The 15029-nt window shown below is 51.0% G+C and carries 15 protein-coding genes; 10 read left to right on the top strand and 5 right to left on the bottom strand.

What is annotated here, in order from left to right; translation table 11 throughout:
* Positions 1–26 precede the first annotated feature (26 nt).
* The 9 genes from ACJJIT_RS07975 (at position 27) to ACJJIT_RS07935 (ending at position 9026) form a co-directional block, all read left to right on the top strand.
* Entirely contained in the window at positions 27–734 is a 708-nt protein-coding gene (locus ACJJIT_RS07975; protein WP_444900581.1) for a TVP38/TMEM64 family protein, read from the top strand.
* Complete coding sequence (locus ACJJIT_RS07970; protein ID WP_444900580.1) at positions 734–2977, top strand: hypothetical protein; 2244 nt, start codon at positions 734–736, stop codon at positions 2975–2977. The genes ACJJIT_RS07975 and ACJJIT_RS07970 overlap by 1 nt, the downstream gene beginning before the upstream one ends.
* A complete protein-coding gene (locus tag ACJJIT_RS07965; protein ID WP_444900579.1) occupies positions 2974–4248 on the top strand; it encodes a glycosyltransferase in 1275 nt (424 codons plus the stop codon). The genes ACJJIT_RS07970 and ACJJIT_RS07965 overlap by 4 nt, the downstream gene beginning before the upstream one ends.
* Positions 4249–4257: 9 nt before the next feature.
* Positions 4258–6705, top strand: coding sequence for an endonuclease/exonuclease/phosphatase family protein (locus ACJJIT_RS07960; protein WP_444900578.1), 2448 nt, complete (start codon positions 4258–4260; stop codon positions 6703–6705).
* A 178-nt stretch (positions 6706–6883) separates the two neighbouring features.
* On the top strand, positions 6884–7567 hold the full coding sequence (locus ACJJIT_RS07955; protein WP_152453311.1) for a Bax inhibitor-1/YccA family protein: 684 nt from the start codon (positions 6884–6886) through the stop codon (positions 7565–7567).
* A 65-nt stretch (positions 7568–7632) separates the two neighbouring features.
* Complete coding sequence (gene tusD, locus ACJJIT_RS07950) at positions 7633–8025, top strand: sulfurtransferase complex subunit TusD (RefSeq protein WP_444900577.1); 393 nt, start codon at positions 7633–7635, stop codon at positions 8023–8025.
* 2 nt (positions 8026–8027) lie between these two features.
* The gene (gene tusC, locus ACJJIT_RS07945) at positions 8028–8390 is read left to right on the top strand and encodes a sulfurtransferase complex subunit TusC (RefSeq protein WP_444900576.1); all 363 of its coding nucleotides are present in this window, start codon (positions 8028–8030) and stop codon (positions 8388–8390) included.
* 1 nt (position 8391) lies between these two features.
* Positions 8392–8682: a sulfurtransferase complex subunit TusB gene (gene tusB / locus ACJJIT_RS07940; RefSeq protein ID WP_444900575.1), complete on the top strand. Its 291-nt coding sequence runs from the start codon at positions 8392–8394 to the stop codon at positions 8680–8682.
* 8 nt (positions 8683–8690) lie between these two features.
* Positions 8691–9026 (top strand): TusE/DsrC/DsvC family sulfur relay protein, encoded by a 336-nt coding sequence (locus tag ACJJIT_RS07935; protein ID WP_444900574.1) that lies wholly within the window; start codon positions 8691–8693, stop codon positions 9024–9026.
* Positions 9027–9035: 9 nt separating this feature from the next.
* Here the strand turns inward: ACJJIT_RS07935 and ACJJIT_RS07930 are convergent, their stop codons facing one another.
* Positions 9036–9440 carry a secondary thiamine-phosphate synthase enzyme YjbQ gene (locus ACJJIT_RS07930; protein WP_444884653.1) on the bottom strand — a complete coding sequence of 135 codons (405 nt, stop codon included), beginning with the start codon at positions 9438–9440 and terminating at the stop codon, positions 9036–9038.
* Positions 9441–9495: 55 nt separating this feature from the next.
* Here ACJJIT_RS07930 and trmA point away from each other — a divergent pair, with 55 nt between their 5' ends.
* Entirely contained in the window at positions 9496–10584 is a 1089-nt protein-coding gene (gene trmA / locus ACJJIT_RS07925; protein WP_444900573.1) for a tRNA (uridine(54)-C5)-methyltransferase TrmA, read from the top strand.
* Positions 10585–10916: 332 nt separating this feature from the next.
* Here trmA and ACJJIT_RS07920 read toward each other — a convergent pair whose 3' ends face one another.
* From ACJJIT_RS07920 to ACJJIT_RS07905, 4 genes are all read right to left on the bottom strand, one after another.
* Positions 10917–11237 (bottom strand): hypothetical protein, encoded by a 321-nt coding sequence (locus ACJJIT_RS07920; protein WP_444900572.1) that lies wholly within the window; start codon positions 11235–11237, stop codon positions 10917–10919.
* Positions 11238–11271: 34 nt separating this feature from the next.
* Entirely contained in the window at positions 11272–11598 is a 327-nt protein-coding gene (locus tag ACJJIT_RS07915) for a helix-turn-helix transcriptional regulator (protein WP_444900571.1), read from the bottom strand.
* Positions 11599–11794: 196 nt separating this feature from the next.
* The gene (locus ACJJIT_RS07910) at positions 11795–11989 is read right to left on the bottom strand and encodes a helix-turn-helix transcriptional regulator (protein WP_444900570.1); all 195 of its coding nucleotides are present in this window, start codon (positions 11987–11989) and stop codon (positions 11795–11797) included.
* Positions 11990–12201: 212 nt separating this feature from the next.
* A complete protein-coding gene (locus tag ACJJIT_RS07905) occupies positions 12202–13701 on the bottom strand; it encodes a vanadium-dependent haloperoxidase (RefSeq protein WP_444900569.1) in 1500 nt (499 codons plus the stop codon).
* Positions 13702–15029: the final 1328 nt, after the last annotated feature.

Here is a 15029-nt window from a genome sequence, read left to right as displayed (position 1 = left end):
CTTGTTGTTGGCTCCCGAGCAGTTCTATGGCGGTGAAATTCCTACCGGTAATTGTGATTCTGATTTGCCTGATCGCCGTGGCCGGTGCGCTCAGCCTGATGATGTATTTCAACCTAGATGAGCGACTGATCGAACTGTTCCAGTGGCTCAATGAGCAGGGCTGGCAAACCAGCCTGCTATTCGTGTTAATCGTTGCCCTGGCGATCGTATTGTTGTTGCCTGGTGTTATTTTCACCATGGGCGCAGGATTTGTATTTGGAGTAATCAAAGGCACTTTGTTGGTACTGGTGGGAACCGTCCTAGGCGCAACCCTGGCCTTTCTGATTGCCCGCTACTTGCTCGGAGAGAGGCCATCACGCTGGATTATGTCCCACATAAAGCCCGCCACGGTGGGCGAAGTGATTCGTCGTGAGGGCTGGCAGATGATCATGTTAACCCGCCTGGTACCACTGTTCCCTTTCAAGCTCTCCAACTATTTCTTTGGGCTAACACCAGTTCGATTGCGGGATTTCGTACTGGGCAATGCTCTGGGGGTAATCCCCCTCACTCTGAACAATGTATATGTAGGCTCCATCGCCGCGGATCTAACGTCCCTGGGTGAGGTGGAGGAGCGCACTACGGTGCAATGGGCGCTTTACATCATGGGCTTTGTACTTGCTGTACTAGCCTTGATCGGCCTCACACGCATGGCGCGACGCGCCCTGAAGAAGATCGTGAAAGAAGAGGATCTCTGATGCCCTGGATGAAATGGCTACCGTGGCGCTTCTTCGTACGCCGATTTGCCACCGCCCACGGTTTTCTTGATCCGCTGACATTGATGGCTCGCTTACAGCGCTTCGCCGAACCCTCAGAAGTCAGCGAGCCCATTGAGCTACTGCGTGCGGGTGCGGTATTTCACGCCCGTGCACTGATCAACAGCAAAGTAATCCAGCACAATCTGGACTGGGTCTGGCCCTATTGGATACAACGCCAGTTTGACCCACGAGATAATTCGTTTATCCCCCGGGCTTTTTCTATTACCCACTGTAACCTCAGCCACCGCAATTGGACCGCTGTGGGGTTGCCGGACTGTGAGGCTTTGCCGGTGGTCGATCCCCGTGGCCTGGTCACACCCTACTACGACGGGTGGTCTATTGATGCCTGGGTAATCGGCGACGGTGGCGAGGAATTAACTCCCGCCTCCCTCACCTATTGTGAGCAACACCAGGAACTGGATGATCACCTCTCTGTGGTTACGGAATCCGCTCGCCACGGACTCAAACTGCGCAACACTGTAGCCGTAGAAGCCATTGATGGAGCCCCCCACTGCAACATCAAACTTACCGCCAGTTGCCGGAACAGCGGCTGGCTACTGGTAGTCCTGCGCCCATGTAATCCAGAGGGGGTCAGTTTTGTACACAAGGTGCGCCTCAATGACCAAGGCCGGGGGTGGCTCATTGAAGACAAGCAAGCGGTTTTATTCAGTCAACCCATCGACAAGCACTTGGCCTCAGATTATCGCGGTGGGGATATTTACCTGCACTTGAAAGACGAAACTGGGCGTATGCAGGGTGAATGTGATGTGGGCATGGCCTCCGCTGCAGCCATGTTTCGATTAGAGCGTCACAAACCCCTGAAGCTGGAAGTTTCAATTCCCCTCGACAGCGAAACCCCTAAAGACACAGAGACGAAAAGCTGGGCGGAAAGCTTGGCAGGCCACTGCGCGCTCGAGATTCCAGATCGGGACTTCCAATTCCTTTACGACTCAGCCATTCGCACCCTAATTCTGCACTCCCCCAAAGATGTGTACCCAGGCCCTTACACCTACAAGCGATTCTGGTTCCGGGATGCCGCCTTTATGATCCAGTCACTGCTTTACGCAGGCTTGATTGATCGCGCAGAACGGGCTTTGGATCAGTTTCCCCATCGACAAAAACGCGATGGTTTTTTTCACTCCCAGGATGGTGAGTGGGATTCCAACGGCGAAGCTCTTTGGATATTCAACTTATTTTGCCAACTGGCAAATAAGCCGCTTAAGCAATTCTGGTGCGAGCCCATCCTCAAGGGCGCCAGATGGATTATCAACAAGCGCCTGCCCCAGGATGGCAGCCTCTGTGCGGGCCTGCTACCAGCGGGCTTCAGTGCAGAGCATCTGGGCCCCAACGACTGTTATTACTGGGATGACTTTTGGGGAGTAGCCGGATTACACGCCGCTGCCGCCATCTGCACCAGAGAAGGCATCGACGACAATGCACACCGATTCAGCACCGCCGCCAATGATTTTCAGCGCACCATTGACGAAAGCCTCAGCAGTGCTCAAGAACGGCTCGGAAGATCCGCCATGCCGGCCTCTCCCAACCGGCGCCTGGATGCCGGAGCTATCGGGTCCGTGGTGGCAGGCTATCCACTACAGCTCTACCCCCCGGATGATCCCCGCTTGATCGACCTGGCTGACTTCTTGATCGACAACTGCTTTGTCAGCGGCGGTTTCTTTCAGGATATGATCCACTCGGGAATCAATGCCTACCTCACACTACATATTGCCCAGGTCTTACTGCGCGCCGGGGATCGGCGATGCCTGGAGTTGATGCGCAGTGTCGCCAAACTGGCCTCCCCCACCGGCCAGTGGCCTGAAGCCATCCACCCCCACTCTCTGGGCGGTTGCATGGGCGACGGGCAGCATGCCTGGGCCGCTGCAGAGTGGGTCGCCATGCAGCGCAATTGCTTTGTGCGAGAGGAACAGGACGCCTTGATACTGGTCTCAGGATTACCGCCGGAATGGCTCAAGGATACGTCTGCCAAGGTCCCCATTCGCTTCGGCCCAGCGCCGACGCGCTTTGGAGTGATTTCCCTAGAGATCACTCCCGGAGTCCGCCCAAAGGTCTCCTGGACCGCAGACTGGTACGGAAAGCCACCGGCCATTGCTGTTAACCCCATTGGCTTTCCACCCACACTGGTTGGCGAGGGGCTGCAATCTGTGGAGTTAAAGTCCCAGTGAATATCGTCATGCTGACCAACACCTACTTACCCCATGTCGGTGGCGTGGCGCACTCGGTCGCTGCTTTCAGCGAGGAATATCGCAAGCGAGGGCACAGGGTTTTGATCGTGGCCCCGGAATTTCCAGAGAAAATCGCCGGGGAAAAGCACGTTGTACGCATCCACGCCATCCAAAATTTCAATGGCAGCGACTTCTCAGTAGCACTGCCTTTTTCACCGGATTTGAGTGATCGGCTAGATCAATTCAAGCCAGATATCGTTCACGCCCACCACCCTTTTCTTCTGGGTATGACTGCCCTTCGGGTAGCCCGGCAGCGGGAGCTACCGCTGGTTTTCACCCACCACACGCTCTATGAGCACTATACCCACTATGTACCCGCTGACTCTCAAGTGCTGAAACGCTTCGTGATTGAGCTGGCCACACGCTATGCCAACCTGTCCAGCCTGGTACTGGCACCCAGCCACAGCATTGTTAAATTATTGCGCGAGCGCGGCGTTCAAACCCCCATCGCCGAGGTGCCCACGGGCGTTCAACTGGAGGATTACAACAACGGCGACGGCAGCAAGGTGCGTCGGCGCCTGGGTATTCCCAAATCCGCATTTGTGGTGGGCCACCTGGGCCGCTTTGGTCAGGAAAAAAATCTGCGTTTCCTCTGCAATGCAGTGACGAGATTTATGCGAGATGAAGGCAACACTCACTTCCTGTTTGCCGGCAGCGGACCACTTGAGGATGAGCTGCAGGCAATTTTTGCCAGCCGGGGGCTTTCCCAGCGTCTGCATATGCCCGGTGCAGTGCTCGGCGAGGCGCGCCGGGACATGTACAACGCCATGGACGCTTTTGTTTTCGCCTCTACTAGTGAAACTCAGGGGCTAGTGCTCTCTGAGGCCATGGCTGGAGGGGTACCGGTTATTGCCCTGGATGCCAACGGCTCCCGGGAAATGGTACGCAATGGTAAAAATGGGCGACTGGTGACAGAAATAAACCTGGAAAGCTTTATTGAGGCAATCCGCTGGCTTTACCAGCTACCCCCGGAACAACGCCAGGCTCTCAACCGAGAAGCCCTAAACACCGCACGGGATTTCTCTATGCACAGCTGTGCACAGAGAGCGCTGGATCTCTATCAACCTCTGCTCAAATACGGATGGGCCCTGGATGACTCCCTCTTCGCCCAGTGGATGCGCATGCGCAATCTTATTGGTGCCCAGTGGGAAATTATCGAAGGGCTGACCGGAGCCGCCGGTGCGGCATTTGGCCAGGCACCGGAGCCATAGCCGCCCATTATGTTAAGCAGAGTCGGACTTTCCATTAGGCGCTGGCGCCGCCGCTTCAGCCGCAGCGAGTGGATCGCCAAACTGTTAGGACTCTCCACCAGCGGCCGTCAACCCCACGCACCGGGTTTGATCCTGATCCAGATTGATGGTTTGGCACATCCGGAACTCTTAAAGGCCCTTTCCGGGGGCCGGATGCCTTTCTTAAAGGGCCTGATCCGCAAAGAACACTACCGCCTGGAACACATGTTTTCCGGGATTCCCTCCACCACCCCCGCCGTACAGGCAGAGCTGTTCTACGGTGTGCGCCAGGCAGTACCGGCCTTTGGCTTTCTTATTCATGAAACCCAAAAACTCGGCCGTATGTACGACCCGGAAGTGGCCGCGCTGGTGGAAAGCAGGGATATGTTCAAACAGCGTGACCCCCTTCTGCGCGATGGCAGTTGCTACCTGAGCTTGTTTCGCGCCGGTACCAAGACCGGCGAGGCACACTTTTGCCCAGCCGATCAGGGCTGGGGCCCAGCCCTGCGCAGTGCCAGTCCCTGGACTATTGCCGTTCTAATCCTGACCAACTTATGGAGTCTGATACGCACAGCTGCACTGATTGTGGTGGAGTTGCTGTTATCCCTTGTAGACTGCATACGCGGCGTGATGCAGGGGCAAAACCTGCTCAAGGAGTTGATGTTTGTCCCCACCCGGGTCGGTATCACCATTCTCTCAAGAGAATTTTGCACCATGGGGGTCAAGGTGGACATCAGCCGCGGCCTACCCATTATTTATGTCAATTTGCTCGGTTATGACGAGCAGTCCCACCGACGCGGCCCACGCTCGGCGTTCGCCCACTGGGTATTGAAGGGTATCGACGATGCCATAGCCCGCATTTGGCGTGCCGCCCATGCCTCCGATCGGCGCCACTACGATGTGTGGATTTTTTCCGATCACGGCCAGGAACAAACCAAGCCCTACGAAGAGGTCTTTGGCCGCAGCCTTGGCGATGCCCTCTCAGAGACATTGTCCGATCTTGCAAAACCGCCAGAAATTGAGCCAGGCCAAAGCAGGCACGGCGTGCAGCTGGAGCGGGCGCGCTTATTTGGCAGCGAATGGATGGATAAAAAAGACATAGAAAAACAGGAGGAGTCTGTTGATTGCAGCACCAGTAAAACCCCTCTGGCACTCACCGCCCTTGGCCCTCTGGCCATGCTCTACAACCTGGAATTGGGTAATATCAGCCGAGAAGAGGTCGCTCGCAAAATAGTTGAACAGGCCCATGTGCCTCTGGTGCTCTATCGGGTGGACCCCACTTCGGCAAAGTCCCCGGTGCACGGATGGTGGAAACACGGCCCGGTGAGGTTGCCCGAAGACGGCCGCAAGTTGATGGGGGACGAACACCCCTACCCCGAGCAATCCATTGCCGACATGATCAGCTTGTGCAGTCACCCTGACTCCGGCGACTTTATGATGTACGGCTGGTGCTCTAGCGAGGAACAGCCTCTGACTTTCGCCATGGAAAACGGCAGCCACGGTGCCGCCGGTCCCAGGGAAACCCACGCCTTTGCCCTAATGCCTAAAGATATACAGCCGCCAGATCCGCGGCTGGGCTACTGGCGCCCCCAGGATCTACGCACTGCTGCGAGGGCCTACCTGCGCGGCGCCCACCCAATGAAACTGGATGAGCACCAGCTGCCACAAAAAACTCTGCGAGTCATGACTTACAATGTGCATAGCTGTAAAGGAACCGACGGTACTCTGTCACCGCAGCGTATTGCCAGGGTAATCGCCCGCTACCGCCCCGATATTGTCGCCTTGCAGGAACTGGATGTGAGACGTAAACGCACCGGGGGGCTTGATCAGGCTGAGCGGCTGGCACGGTTGCTCTCAATGGATGTGCATTTTCAGCCAGCCATTAACCTCAATGAAGAGCGCTACGGCGACGCCATTCTCACTCACCTGCCGGCAAAACTGATCAAAAAAGGAATTTTACCGGGGCCACCCAAGGGTAAGGGGCGCTTGTTCAATCCCGCTGCAGATGAGCCTCGCGGCGCCATTTGGGTAGAGGTTGAGCATAATGGCAGCAAAATTCAGGTGATCAATACGCATCTCGGACTCTCGCGCGCAGAGCGGTTACTGCAGGTGGATGCCCTGCTGGGACCAGAATGGCTGAGCAACCCTCGCTGTAAAGGCGAACGGATTTTACTCGGTGACTTCAATGCACTGCCCACTTCCGCCGAGTGTAAACGCCTCTGCGGCTACCTGCGCGATGCCCAGGAGCAAGCACCCAGGCATAGCCCTAAAGGCACTTTTCTCAAGGTGCGAATCGATCATATTTTCTTGAGCGCCGGCATTGTGATAAAAAAAGTGCGAGTGCCACGTACCGTGCTGACCCGACAAGCTTCGGATCACCTGCCTTTGATTGTCGATATCGAGGTGCCTTTTAGGCCCGAAGCAAGCAAAACCCCTTGAAAAATCTCCAGCGGTCCCTATTAATAGCAGGAGAAGATTCGACTAAAACCCTGAAAAAACTGCGGTTTTTCGAATTCAACTCAATTTATAGCCAGCGCCTAAAAGGGATTTCCCGACTTGATGGTCCCCACCGCGAGCTATATGATTCCGGTATCGATTAAATAGCAGGAGTCGCTAAATGCAACCGCAAGCTTATACAAATACCCGTGCACTGGACCGCTCGGAATCGGCGAAGGTGTTGCGCAATACCTATGCCCTCTTGGCCATGACTGTACTTTTTAGTGCTGTCACAGCCGGTATCTCTATGGCCGTCGGCATGGGCCGCGGCATGAGCCTGATCTGCTCTCTGGGAGCCCTGGCCCTGATTTGGTTCGTTCTGCCACGCACTGCCAATTCCAGCGCCGGCGTAGGTGTTGTTTTCGCATTCACCGGCCTATTGGGCGCATCTATCGGCCCATTGCTTAACCATTACCTGGGCCTCGCTGGCGGCGGCCAGATCGTAATGCAAGCTTTAGGTACCACAGCCCTGATTTTCTTTGCACTGTCTGCTTACGTACTGACTACCCGCAAAGACTTCAGCTTTATGGGTGGTTTCCTGGCTGTTGGCCTGATCGCTGTACTGGTCTGCTTCCTGGCAGTCATCATCGCAGGCTTCTTCGGCATTCATATGCCTCTGGTCAGCGTTGCCCTGAGTGGTGTTGTTGCCCTGCTGATGTCAGGTTTCATCCTGTATGACACCAGCCGTATCATCAACGGCGGTGAAACCAACTACCTGATGGCAACGGCTTCCCTGTACCTGAATATCTTCAACCTGTTCACCAGCCTGCTGCACATTCTTGGGTTCGCTTCCTCTGACGACTAAGCATAAGTGCTGCTGAGCTAGACCCAATGCCCCGCTCTGCGGGGCATTTTACTATTTGGCCCCCTATGAAGTTTTCCCTGGCAATTTACTCCGCTCCACACGCCTCGCAATCGGCAGCCAGCGCATTGCGCTTTGCCAAAGCACTACTGGCCGAGGGTCATGAAATCTACCGGATTTTTTTCTACTGTGATGGCATACAAAACGGCAACAATATTGCCGCGCCCCCCCAGGACGAAGCCGACCTGATCGGTGAGTGGCAATCACTGCAACAAAAACACAACCTGGATTTGGTCGTCTGTATCGCCGCCGCGCAGAGACGCGGTGTCTTAAGCCAGCGGGAAGCAAACCGCCTGGAAAAGCCCGCAGCCAATCTTGCAGAAGGCTTCGAACTGGCCGGCCTTGGCCAGCTCACCGATGCCGTTGCCAACTCTGAGCGCCTGATCACTTTTGGAGGTTAACAATGGGTAACCAGACCCTGGCCCTATGCAGGGCTGCACCCTATGGTAGCGCCCTGGCACGAGAGGGGATTGAAGCTGTGCTCGCCTCAGCGGCTATGGAACAGGACGTTGATTTGTTATTCCTGGGCGATGGCGTATTCCAACTACTGGACAACCAAGCTCCAGAGGTCATAGAACAAAAAAACCTGTACCGGAACCTTATGGCACTCCCCATGTTTGGTGTCGAACAGCTCTATGTGTGCCAGCACAGCCTGGAGCAAAGAGGTATTCACCCTGACCAAATACAGATTCCCGGAGCGGAAATCTCCCTGGTTGCTAAGCCTGGGAAGCTAATCGCTGTTTACCAGTGCGTGTTGAGTTTTTGAAATGACCTTACATATTGTCAGTAAATCGCCTTTTAGCAGCCAGGCCCTATACGATTGCCTGCAGAGTCTCACCGAAGGCGATGCCCTGCTCTTACTTGAAGACGGGGTCTACGCCCTGAAGCACCAAGCCTTGCACGACCTACAAGAAACAAAGGTCTACTGCCTGATAGCCGATAGCGAAGCCCGTGGCATACAGGCCAGCTCGCCACTCGCCTCAGTAGAGATGATCAACGATGCTCGCTGGGTGCAATTATGTACCGAGCATAACCCCATCGTCAGTTGGTTCCGGTGATAAATACAATGAGCAACCTAACTGTAAATGGCCGGGAAATCCCTCTAGATAAAGAGGGTTACCTGCGAGACCTCAATGATTGGAGCCGCGATGTGGCCGAAGAACTAGCTCACGCCGAGAAAATCGAGCTGACCAACGCCCATTGGGAGGTCATTGAGCTGCTGCAGGAATTTTATCGCCAGTTTGAACTGTCTCCCGCTATGCGTCCGCTAGTAAAGTTTATCGGCCAGCACCTGGGCTCAGAAAAAGGCCGCAGCATCTACCTCATGCAGCTGTTCCCACCAAGTCCTGCCAAGATTGCCAGCAAAATTGCCGGCCTCCCCAAGCCCACCAACTGCCTCTAGGCCGAACATTTAGATATGGAGAATGACTCTGCGCTCACCGTGGTGGTGTCGGTGCTCCCACAAATAGATACCCTGCCATGTACCCAACATTAGCCGCCCATTTTGAACGGGGATCGAGAGACTGGTGGCAGTCAGGGCCGCTTTGATATGGGCCGGCATATCGTCCGGCCCCTCAAGTGTGTGGGTGTATAGGCGATCATCCTCTGGCACCAGCCGATTGAGCCATTGCTCAAGATCCCTGCGCGCGCTGGGGTCGGCATTCTCCTGGATCAGCAGGCTCGCCGAAGTATGTTGTATAAATAGCGTACAAAGCCCCTCCCCCACATTGAGCCTCGACACCCAATCGGCCACTTGGCTGGTAAACTCCTGAAGCCCCTGCCCAGACACTCTTATTGCAATCTCACCTATTGCCATACGGATTCCTATATAATTCGCGCCCGCTCTACCATTGAGACTACCGTATTTTAATATGGCACTGCACCGCGTTAACACCGACGACTATCAAGACCAGCTCCATGCAAAGGCCAAGCGCCTGGCCGAGGCCTATCGTGAATTTACTAATCTGGAGCCTGAGCTATTTCCATCTCCGCCCATTCACTACCGGCTTCGCGCCGAGTTCAAGGTTTGGCATGAAGGCGGCGTAGCTCATTACGCCATGTATCGCCAGGGTGAGTATAAAAAGCCTTTTATCATCGATACATTTACCGTGGGCTCGGAGCTAATGAATCAGCTAATGCCCAAGGTCTTGGAGGCCGTTAACAGCAGCGAGATACTGCGCAAGCGCCTGTTCTCCGCCGAATTCCTTACCACTTTGAGTGGTGATGCGCTCATCACACTCATCTATCACAAACAGCTGGAAGAGAGCTGGGAGCGGGAAGCAAGGGCCTTACAAGAAAAACTGGGCTTCCCTATCCTTGGGCGCTCTCGCAAGCAGAAAATGGTGTTAGAACGAGATTTCGTCACCGAAAAACTGGATATCGATGGCAAGAGCTATCAGTACAAACAAGTAGAAGGCAGCTTTACCCAACCCAATGGGCACATTTGCCGCTCCATGATCCAGTGGGCCAAGAATGCCTGCGGCCAAAACTCCAGCGACCTGCTTGAACTCTATTGCGGCAATGGCAACTTTACCATTCCACTCAGTGAAAATTTTGAGAAAGTACTGGCCACTGAAATCTCCAAGGTTTCGGTCAACTCTGCCCAGGAGAATATTCAGGTAAACGGCATCAATAATCTGGATATCGTGCGCTTATCCAGTGAGGAGTTTACCCAGGCTATCGATAAGGTTCGCCCATTTCGCCGCCTCGCTCATATAGACCTTGATAGTTACAGTTTTGACACTGTGCTGGTAGATCCCCCCCGCGCCGGTCTGGATGAAGATACCTGTGCAATGGTTGCGCGCTTCCCTCGCATTCTGTATATCTCCTGTAATCCGGAGACCCAGCTGGAAAACCTCAAATTCTTGAGTAGGACCCACCGCATCGAGCGCTTTGCCTTATTTGATCAATTCCCCTACACAGACCACACCGAAACCGGCTTGTTACTTGTGCGCAAATAACGTCCAATGAAGGTATTACTCGGGGGCAACTTCTTACTGCCCCCGAAACAGCCTTACATCGCTCTAATCATCACTGTAAATCAATTGAAGACCTGACAGTCCCAAAGCAAGAGGAAACCTTGAAGGGGAACTTTTGAGGAGAGGGACATTACTTCCTACCAGTTATTGCAGCAAGGCGAAACCTACACCCGAAGGAACAATTGAAGTACTTACATTTGAACAAAATAAGTACTTCTCGAAGACATCCTCTCAGTTCGGATCAAAACTGTTATAAATAAGGAGCAGCACAAAGTGATACTCCTTATTACTTTCGTTCTGTGCCTAGCTATCCATCAAACAATTTTCGACCAAAATGTCATATCAACAGATTCCGAGTCAAGGAGCTGCAAATACTTTCTTGTAACTTCATTATCCAGCCACAACTGATAAATCTGTTCAGCCCTTTCCTGGGTTGAGGCTAAAGCGACATCAGCGTAGATGTCATTTTTACCTCGCAGAAGGAAATGAGATAACAAACCTTCTTGCTTGGATAAAAACGCATCATCCACCTCTTTTGAGAGTGCTATCAAGTCTTTCTCCGAAACACCTTCCCCGAGACGAAATGTAGCAAATTCAAAACCTATAAAATCAGCCGTTCGATTGTGATATAACATGATTCACTCCTTCTGTGGAGGTCGCATTATCGGGTTAGACTCCTGACAGCATTGTGTCAGTAGTGTTTTGCAAAGATGAGCTTTTCTGCACTTCAATATAATCTGACAAGCTTACATTAGTGGGAAGTTCACGCTGGGGCACTTCCAGGTCAAGGCTTTCAATACGATCAATTCTAAAGTCACGATAATCTTGCTTTAAACCACACCATCCACCAAGGGTCCATTTGCCACCCCAATAGAAGAGACCCAAGGGATAAACGATTCTCTTTGACCTACTGCCTACCAGGGAAGTATATGAAAGATAAATCCATTGCTTTAGACTAATCGCTTTATGAAGCTGGTCCCACAAACTGAAGTCCACTGATCTTAAATGCTTACCTGGTACCCTAACTGTTTTATGGAGGTCATACTTCCCAAGATCAGGTAAACCAGCTTCAATTTTACTTAACAGTGAAAGTGAAGATTGCTTTAACTCAGCCCCAGTCCATGAAGACAGTAAATTTAAACCAATAATAAGTGCTTCAAATTCTTCTTGTGTTAATTGTAATGGGGGAAGCTCAAACCCATTTGAAATGGCGATACCCTACACATGCTTCACCATAAACAGGAATCCCCGATACAGAGAGATCATCCATATACCTATATATTGTCCGTTCAGAAACAGATAATTTTTCGGCAAGTTCTTTTGCAGTTATAGGCTGGTAAGCTCTTAAAATGTTCGCAAGCTGAAAAAGCCTATCTGATTTCCTCATTTTGGTTACATCTCTCTATCCATAACTAAGGAAAAATTAATCAAAATAACAAACACTTTAACAGCTCAGGAAAATCTAGTCACCTCACCCAAGTTCCGATACGCCGCTATGACAAAGCGGAAAGATTGCGCATTAAGGAGCAAGACGCAGAGTGTAATCATTAATCATACCATTGAATCAGCAAATACACTCTCCGCCCCGATAAATCCTTATTATTCGCCTGCCACTTTTGAAAGATAAAATTGATAGGCACGGCTCGCAATTTCACGACCTATCTTTTGGCCCGCTGGTACTGAAGGTTCAAAGTGCACACCAGCCCAAACACGGCTGTTTCCGCAGTCTTCCTCAAACGATGTCCAGGTCGGGAAATGCAAATACATATCAGCTTGCGGTGTTATACCAGGTTCAATCTGTGAGCTTCCCGCAGGAGCAGGTACGCTATACCCTAACGTATCGCCTTGAGGTAAAAATAGGCGGCTTGTTTCTGCGTGAGCTGCACAAAAACTGGCAGATGCAGAGGGATATTCCGGATGATCTGCTACAGGTAAATAACTTGTCCATTGGCTAGCTGGCAAGTCGTTCACTGTTCCTTTGCCTACGCCACCCCAAGCAGTAACTAGCTCGTCCTTATAAATATAACGAACGGCAGAAAAAGGCCGTACTGAATTATGGCGACGCTTTTCTTTCCAAATTGCAATAGCGGTATCAAAAGCGGCCATATTGGTGAGGAAGTCATAATGAATGAAGTCCATCAACGAAAGACCTTGAGATTCAGATGCAAATACAGCAGCAAAGCCCAAGCTGAATATCTTCATATCAAACAGCTCGGCTTTCATCTTCTGTTCATCCGTCAAGCTTGCTGACGTATTCAGTACATCATTAACTTGCGCAACATAACTTGGATAGTTCCAAATTTTTGACTTTAGAGGTATTGGAGAAGTGAATTCGTCCGGAGACTCATAGCTATAGGGTGTTGTCAGTGCAATTTGAGGGGTTACGAATTGCTGAACCCGGAATACGCCAGGGCGCTCCATTAAAACAGCTGGTTGCCACTTAGAAGGGAAACGTAATTTGTATGCCGTATTAGCTGGCTTGAAATCGGTATAGTCGGCATAGGGTAAACGATGATATAGCTGATCTCCCTCATTACCCAATTGATTCATACCGTCATTGACGCGCCCTTCCAATACCTTTCGGCCGGCATAGTTGCCAATACCAATCGGCGTAGTAGTATCTTCAGAAAGGTTGTAGGGATCCAAACCTAATTCAACCAGCATGTTATCCCATTCCGGTACCAAATGTGGAAACAACCCACTTAGCACTTTATGAGATGCGTAAGAAAGTGCAATATTTAATTCACTGTTATCCGATGGCTGAGGCATCCTTGCAATGTCAGAATAAACACCTTTTGCAGTAGGGTGATAAGGTGCTGTTGCATCAAACCAGGAGTTGGTTATTAATGTCGTAAAACGTAGCACTAAAGTTGCATCATTAGCAGCGGGCGAAACCTCAAAAATTGCGCAGGCCGCAGCAGGAATTATATTCTGTACTGCAGCATTGCAACTCTCTAAGTCTACAGAGCTACACTTTGGTGGCAATGTAACATCGGCCAATTGTGGGCAAGTGAAGGCTTGAGCCTGCCAGCTAGCTGAAACAACTAGAAAACCCAAAACTCCTTTTAGAGCCTGCTTATAAAATTTATTTTTTTGCATAAAATTTCCCTTTTCATTTGATTAACATTAATAACAGAACTTTCGTCCCATAAGACATTTCCGTCGTCAGAAAAAGCCACATAGGCTATTTCAAAATTTTGACACTACTACCCCCCATTACCTTTTATAGTGATCATAACGCCCGCATTACTGCAATATTGTCACCCAACGCAAGCATTCTAAATATGTAGTGTCAAGCCAAGAAGAGACTAATCACCATTACAGTTCTTCTCGTATTAAGTACTTAGAAGCTGCTGGCTGTTAAGCAAACGATACATATAAAGTTCTTATTAGATCGCACCTACTATTTACCAAGCAGCCTAACCGATGGAAGGGACACAGCCAAATACCTCAGAATACAAGAACTTACAGACCTATAACTAAATAGGCGAGAAATTAAAGTAGCAATAGATATCAAACAATGAAAACTAAAGCACACATAAACACTCTTCTCATGAGCTTTAAATATGTTATTTAACCTCTGACCTGTACAATAGGCTGCTTTTAATTTGTGTGGCGCGCCATTCAGCTACATGCGAAAATATCAACTTATTTCAATGAGCCAAAATAGTCACCCGGAAAAATTCCTCAGTCATGACTTTCATGGTGACTACAAAGTTTTGTTAACGGCTCTAACACAAAATTCAGTAAATACCCCGGCAAAATCTTTCACTCGCAAAGAGTCCCTAAAAAGAAAGCCGCTCACTTGATGTACGACGAGATGAATCGTACGTACAGATAGACCAATTGAGTGAATAGGAATCCGTAGAACTGGCCTGCACAATATTTAAAATACATCAATCATGCTTCTACGAATATAGGAAAAGCAAGGTTTCCGCTGGCATACACAGAATGGCACTCTGCTCCAAAACCGCTGAGGTATCCAAGTACAACCATAGCTCTACCGGAAGCAACACAATCGTATACTCAATTTTTGAGTCGGAGATCACTTTTAAGTCCAAAGACTAATGTGCAAGGCGGGCTTGGTGTGTAAAGGATCTGATCCTTACAAGCATGAGAGAGCAAGCGCTGAGCAATTAGACACACCAAATGCAATTGATCTCCAGTTTAATTTAGAAAATCCAATCAAGTTTGGCAAGTGAAATTACCTTTATCTGGACTGGTTTAAGCTGGTGTTACCTAGCTACCATTATAGATTTACATACCCACCGTATCTTTGAATGGACCATCTCAGGGGAACCTGATACTGCACTAGGATAAAGACACTGGAAATGACCTAGGAGCAGCAAGGAAAGCCCGATGAATCTATGTTCCACTCGGGTCAAGGGAGCCAGCACACAAGCCATCAGTTCTGCCAACGATTGTGG

The sequence above is a fragment of the Microbulbifer mixtoriginis (SeqCode) genome (assembly GCF_052467515.1).
Note: the sequence above shows the minus strand (reverse complement) of the source record. Positions and strands in the feature narration are given on the sequence as shown.